Genomic DNA, 6,141 nt, shown 5'->3' with positions numbered 1-6,141 from the left:
CGGAGCTTTGTGCATAAAAAAGAGGATGTATCAATTTTGACACACCCTCTTTTATCGTGCAATATAGGCTCTTTTACATCACAAAACAATGGGTATTGTAACACGTTAGCTTATAGAATGTTATACCACACTTAACTATTTGAAAAATATTTACAACATTTTTATCATATTACTATCTCTATAAGAGGTTCTGAAAAAGGAATGAAGTAACAGTCAAAAAGGTTGAGATATTCAAAAAGATAGATACTAATTAGGAACAACAAAAAGAGCTGAACTCCGTAATAGAGTTCAGCTCTCATGTATCTTATAGCTTTTTCTTTGTTAGAAAGTGCTTAGCTGTATCTTAAAATCTGGCCTGGAACGAGCTTCGTATATACTCCCAAGTGGTTCAGTTTACACAATTGCTCTTTATTAATGCCATGCTGACGTGCAATAGATTCGAGCGTTTCGCCTTCTGCAACCTTGTGGTAGAGAATCTGACTATTGCTTTGCTGCTGTGCAGTTGGCTTGTTACGATTAGAATAATCAGTATTAACAGAACTGCTATTATTGAACGTTGTAGTGCTACGTCCGACGCCTTGAATGTTCTCACGTGAGTATCCTGGACTTGCAGCAGTACCACGTAGTGCGGTCGCACGTGCTGATTCGCTATCTAACGTTTGTCTGCGGAAGACATAAAAGTCGCCCGTTACGTCTTGATTTGGGAAGTCGAAGAGTAGCGCTGGGTTAATTGCTATACCTGCTAAACGTGTCTCAAAGTGAAGGTGAGAACCTGTAGAGCGTCCTGTATTACCACCAAGTGCGATAGGCTCGCCTGCTCTTACCGTTTGATTAGCGTAAACAATTTGCTTAGAAAGGTGTCCGTAATAGGTTTCTAAACCATTATTATGGCGTATAATAACGTACTTTCCATATCCTCTTGCATCGTATCCTACGATACGAACTTTACCAGAGAAGGCTGCACGTATGGTATCTCCAATATATACTTTAATATCAAGACCTTTGTGTGCACGTCCCCAACGGCGGCCATAGTTACTTGTAACAACTCGGCTTGGTGTAGGCATATGGAAACCACGCAAGTCTATTTTATATACATCAGGTAGGTATCCTTGTGCATGAGTCTTTGAATTACTCCAGTCATTATATAGCATTGAAGATGGACTTTCAAACTCTTCTGCCTCTTGAAGACGATTAATGACCATTGTATCTAAGGATTTTGCACGTCTATCTACAGGCGATTGGCGTGCTATCAAGTCTTGCGCGCAAACTGGAGTTGCTACAAAACCTATCAAAGCCGATAAACCTAATGTTCTAATTATTTTCTTTAAAGTCATTTATTCTCTAATTTCAGTTTACGAATACAAATCAAATTGGATAAATACTGCGTATCCAATATGTTGTTCTTACGTAGTTGAACAATACAAAAGACCAACTAAATACTTTAAGAACGTTGCAAAGATAAGTAATTTCTTCTAAAGTCTTCCCTTTCTTAACAGTTTTTATTGTATCTAAAAACCAGCTCGTTGCTTTTGTTATATATTTGTATATTTACGTTTTATCCCCCTGTTTTAGGAGTTTGAAGTACTTTTTATAAGAGGCAATCATGAAATAGCCGCCCAGTTAATATTAGCATTTCTTAACTCTTTTAGCCTATTCCATAGTATGCTATATTCACTTTTTGAACAAGTTGGATCGTTGTCTATTATCTTCTTTGCCTCATCACGAGCAAGTTGTACCAATTGTCCATCGCGAGCAATGTCTGCAATCTTCAAATCGAAGGCGATTCCACTCTGCTGCGTTCCTTCAAGGTCGCCAGGTCCACGGAGCTTCAAATCAGCTTCAGCAATCTCGAAACCATCGTTCGTATCACACATTATGTCGATGCGTTTTCGTGTTTCAGTGGATAGTTTTTGACTCGTCACCAATATACAATAGCTTTGTTCAGCACCTCGTCCTACCCTACCACGCAACTGATGGAGCTGCGATAAGCCGAAGCGTTGCGCATCTAAGATAACCATTACACTTGCATTCGGAACGTTTACACCTACTTCTATAACAGTAGTAGCGACGAGAATCTGCGTCTTTCCTTCCACAAAGAGCTTCATTTCGGCTTCTTTTTCCTTGTCTTTCATCTTACCATGAATCTTGCTCATCTTATATTCGGGGAACACTTCCTTTAGAGCTTCGTAACCACTTTCAAGGTTTTTGAGGTCTATCTTCTCACTTTCCTTTATCAATGGGAATACAATGTAAACCTGCCTGCCTAAATTTATCTGTTTACGAATACCATCGTAAAGACTCGTTGTCTGCGTGTCGAATTTGTGAATCGTTTCAATTGGCTTACGTCCAGGGGGCAGTTCGTCAATCACACTTACATCTAAATCGCCGTAAATGGTCATTGCCAATGTGCGCGGAATAGGTGTTGCAGTCATTACAAGAATGTGTGGCGGATTCTCGTTTTTGCTCCATAGCTTTGCACGTTGCTCTACTCCAAAGCGGTGTTGCTCATCAATAACAGCCAAGCCAAGATTATTAAACTGTACCTTATCTTCTATAATTGCATGTGTTCCTACAGCAATATGAATGGAGCCATCAATAAGTCCGTCCATAACTTCCTGACGTTTCTTTCCTTTTACAATACCTGTAAGCAGCTCTATGCGTATATTCATACCTTGCAAAAAGTCTTTTAATGTTTGCAAATGTTGCTCGGCAAGGATTTCGGTAGGTGCCATTAAACATGCTTGAAAGCCATTATCAACAGCAATAAGCATAGACATAAGTGCGACAAGGGTCTTTCCTGAACCTACATCACCCTGTAAAAGACGATTCATTTGCTGTCCACTCCCCATATCACCACGTATTTCTTTCATTACCCTCTTTTGCGCATTGGTAAGTTCAAAGGGCAGGTTGTGAGAGTAAAACCAATTGAATTGCGTACCAACCGTCGTAAAGTTGTAGCCTCGATACTTCCGTCTGTGGTCGCTAGCATACCTTAATATATTAAGCTGAACGTAGAAAAGCTCTTCAAATTTCAAGCGAACCTGCGCTCGTTGTGTATCATCTACCGACTTAGGATAGTGAATTTTACGCATCGCATCGTTGCGTGAGATGAGATGTAACCGTTGTGTTATGAAGTCTGGAAGTGTTTCCGGCAATGGCGTAGCCAATTTCTCAAGAAGCGTTTTTGTAAGTTTCTCAATGGCATGCGATGTCATTCCCGCTTTCTTCATCTTTTCAGTGGTCGTGTAAAAAGGCTGCATACCCATGTTATTGAGTTGCAACTCTGAAGCATCGTCTATATCTGGATGCGTGAACTGAAAGCGTTGATTATATAAGGTAGGCTTTCCAAAGACCACATATTCCTTCCCTATAAAGTAGTTTTTGTAGATATACTGAGTTCCATTGAACCAAACGAGGTCACAAACCCCATGTCCATCTGTAAAATGAGCAACGATACGTTTCTTCCGTCGCCCCATATCAAACTCTTCAAAGCTAAGAATTTGTCCTTTAATTTGCACAAATGGCATATCTGGAACAAGCTCCGATATGTGGTAAACCTTTGTCCTGTCTACATACTTATAAGGAAAATACTCCAACAAATCACGATAGGTACAGACGCCGAGTTCCTTTTTTAGAATCTCTCTGCGACGCGGCCCAACCCCCGTAAGGTACATTATGTCTTGTTGAAGTATATCCATTAAAATCTTTTATCCTTGAGTTTAGTTCTCATTTACAAGTATTTCAGCCAACTTCAAGTCTAATGGCGTTGTTATTTTAATATTCTCTCGGTTGCCTTCTACTAATGAAATCTTACATCCAAACTGCTCCATTACAGTGGCATCGTCCGTGAACGATTCTTGATAAGGCTGCGCAAATGCCATCTTAACCATCGCTATATTAAACACCTGTGGCGTTTGTACGCTGCAATAGTTAGCCCGTTGAACGCTTTTTGTATTGCCGTTCTTTTCCATTTCGCGCAAACTATCCGTTATAGGCATCACTGGTGCAGCAGCACATGTACGCTGTGCTTCATCGTAACAGCGCTTAATAGTATCCACCGATACGAAAGGACGAACTCCATCGTGGAACCCAACAAGACCATCATCGCCTTCTGGGATTAGCGACAAACCATTTTTAGACGACTCAAAACGTGTTTCCCCACCATCAGCTATCTGATGTTCAATGTTAAAACTATGCTTTTGACATAGCTCTAGCCACATTCCTTGTTGATCTTTGGGTAGTACAAGGATTATTTTAATATCCTCATCGTACTCGCAAAAACGCTCAATAGTATGCATTAACACTGGCTTCCCACCTATTGGCAGAAACTGTTTGGGCAGTTCGCTTCCCATTCTCAATCCCTTTCCGCCTGCTACTATGATGATATAATTCATGGTCTGATGGTATTTTGTGAATTGTTTAATGAAGCTTTATAAGTTCTGAAATCAACATTCCGTCCTTCACTTCCTGTGCAGTTTCTGCAGAAGTGAGTTGCTCTAATATAGCAAATCCATAGATAAATGCAGCTGCAGGTCCCTTTCCTGTAGTAATATTGCCATCTATTGTGCACAATTCACCTGTATGTTCAGCACCAGTCAGTCGCTTTTCAAAACCAGGATAACAAGTAGCGCGTTTCTCTTTTAGCACACCTACAGACCCCAAAACCATTGGAGCAGCACAAATAGCACCCAGTCGTTTGCCTTTTCCATTCTGTTCAACAAGTAACTTTCGTAAACCTTCATGTAGGTTTAGATTAGCTGCACCAGGCATTCCACCAGGCAACATCAGTATATCCGCATCTGAAAAATCGTCGATTTCATCGAATAAAAGGTCAGCTTTTACGATTATTCCATTTGCCGATTCCACCATCAAACTGTCAGAGATACTCACTGTTTTCACTTCAACGCCTCCTCTACGGAGAATATCTACAGGTGCTAAAGCTTCTATATCTTCAAAGCCATTAGCAAGAAATTCATATGCTTTTGCCATATATTTTTCGTTTAAATCTTTAACATTCCAACTTATTTAGTTATTTTTGCAAGAGAAAACGTTACTTTAAACCTTTTTGGCACAGCAACCATAAAGATGTTTAACAATACGTTTCGCTGCTTAAAAACGCAAATGCAAATATACAATAATATTCATGAAATGGCGAAAAAGTAGCAGAGAAAAGATTTATAATGGGCAGCATTTAAAGGCTGGAACATATTTAAAATAAAATTTCTATGGCAGAAAAGAAACTTAGTTTCGCCATTTTTGGCAATGAAAGGCAAGCACTTGAAACCACCCATCTACGGGAAGTGTTTGACTATCTTACCCTATGCGAAGCTCAAATCTTTGTGGAAGAGAACTTTTATGCCAGCCTATGTAAAGCTTTAAACAACGAAATTAAAGTTTCGAACATATTCAAAGGCGACGACTTTGATACTGATTATGCCATCTCTTTAGGCGGTGATGGAACGTTTTTGAGGGCTGCCAGCAAGGTAGGAGCAAAGAAAATCCCCATCATTGGTGTGAATATGGGACGCTTAGGCTTTCTTGCCAACGTGCTACCTAGCGAGTTTAAAGAGACTTTAGATGATATTTACAATGGCAATTTCGACATTGACGAACGTTCAGTTATCAAACTTGAGTCGGAAAACGAAGCGATAGGAACCTCTCCTTATGCCTTAAACGACATATCAATACTAAAGCGCGACAACGCTTCTATGATTACATTACATGCTAGTATAGATGGAGAATACTTGGTAACGTACCAAGCTGACGGCTTAATAGTAAGCACTCCAACAGGATCCACGGCTTATTCTCTATCGAATGGCGGACCTATCATTGTGCCACGAGGAGGCATTTTGTGCCTCACACCCGTTGCTCCGCATAGCTTAAATCTCCGTCCTATTGTGTTTAGCGACGACGTTGTGATACATTTAGAGGTGGAAAGCCGTAGCCATAACTACCTTGTTGCCATTGACGGACGTTCTGTAAAGTTAAAAGAAGGTACAACACTGACTATTCGGAAAGCGCCTTTCGTAACTCGAATAGTTAAGCGTCGCTGCCATAGTTACTTCTCTACGCTACGCACAAAGCTTATGTGGGGCGCTGATTTACGGAAATAAAAAGATAACAACAGTACTGAACAACAGA

The 6,141-nt window shown here is 40.3% G+C and carries 5 protein-coding genes; 1 reads left to right on the top strand and 4 read right to left on the bottom strand.

Translation table 11 applies throughout. The annotated features are described in order from the left end of the window. Positions 1 to 332 precede the first annotated feature (332 nt). From HXN26_RS03555 to HXN26_RS03540, 4 genes are all read right to left on the bottom strand, one after another. Positions 333 to 1,334 carry a M23 family metallopeptidase gene (locus HXN26_RS03555; protein WP_273158757.1) on the bottom strand — a complete coding sequence of 334 codons (1,002 nt, stop codon included), beginning with the start codon at positions 1,332 to 1,334 and terminating at the stop codon, positions 333 to 335. A 267-nt stretch (positions 1,335 to 1,601) separates the two neighbouring features. Next, positions 1,602 to 3,698: an ATP-dependent DNA helicase RecG gene (gene recG, locus HXN26_RS03550; protein ID WP_273158755.1), complete on the bottom strand. Its 2,097-nt coding sequence runs from the start codon at positions 3,696 to 3,698 to the stop codon at positions 1,602 to 1,604. Between the two features lie 21 nt (positions 3,699 to 3,719). Continuing rightward, positions 3,720 to 4,394 carry a 2-C-methyl-D-erythritol 4-phosphate cytidylyltransferase gene (locus HXN26_RS03545; RefSeq protein ID WP_273158754.1) on the bottom strand — a complete coding sequence of 225 codons (675 nt, stop codon included), beginning with the start codon at positions 4,392 to 4,394 and terminating at the stop codon, positions 3,720 to 3,722. A gap of 25 nt (positions 4,395 to 4,419) precedes the next feature. Beyond that, positions 4,420 to 4,989, bottom strand: coding sequence for a DJ-1 family glyoxalase III (locus HXN26_RS03540; RefSeq protein WP_273158753.1), 570 nt, complete (start codon positions 4,987 to 4,989; stop codon positions 4,420 to 4,422). A gap of 236 nt (positions 4,990 to 5,225) precedes the next feature. Between HXN26_RS03540 and HXN26_RS03535 the strand changes: the two genes are divergently transcribed. Further along, entirely contained in the window at positions 5,226 to 6,113 is an 888-nt protein-coding gene (locus HXN26_RS03535; RefSeq protein ID WP_273158751.1) for an NAD kinase, read from the top strand. Positions 6,114 to 6,141 lie beyond the last annotated feature (28 nt).

Source organism: Prevotella aurantiaca (assembly GCF_015262605.1).
Classification (GTDB): Bacteria; Bacteroidota; Bacteroidia; order Bacteroidales; family Bacteroidaceae; genus Prevotella; species Prevotella aurantiaca.
The sequence above is the reverse complement of the archived record's forward strand: the minus strand, read 5'-3'. Positions and strand labels throughout refer to the sequence as shown.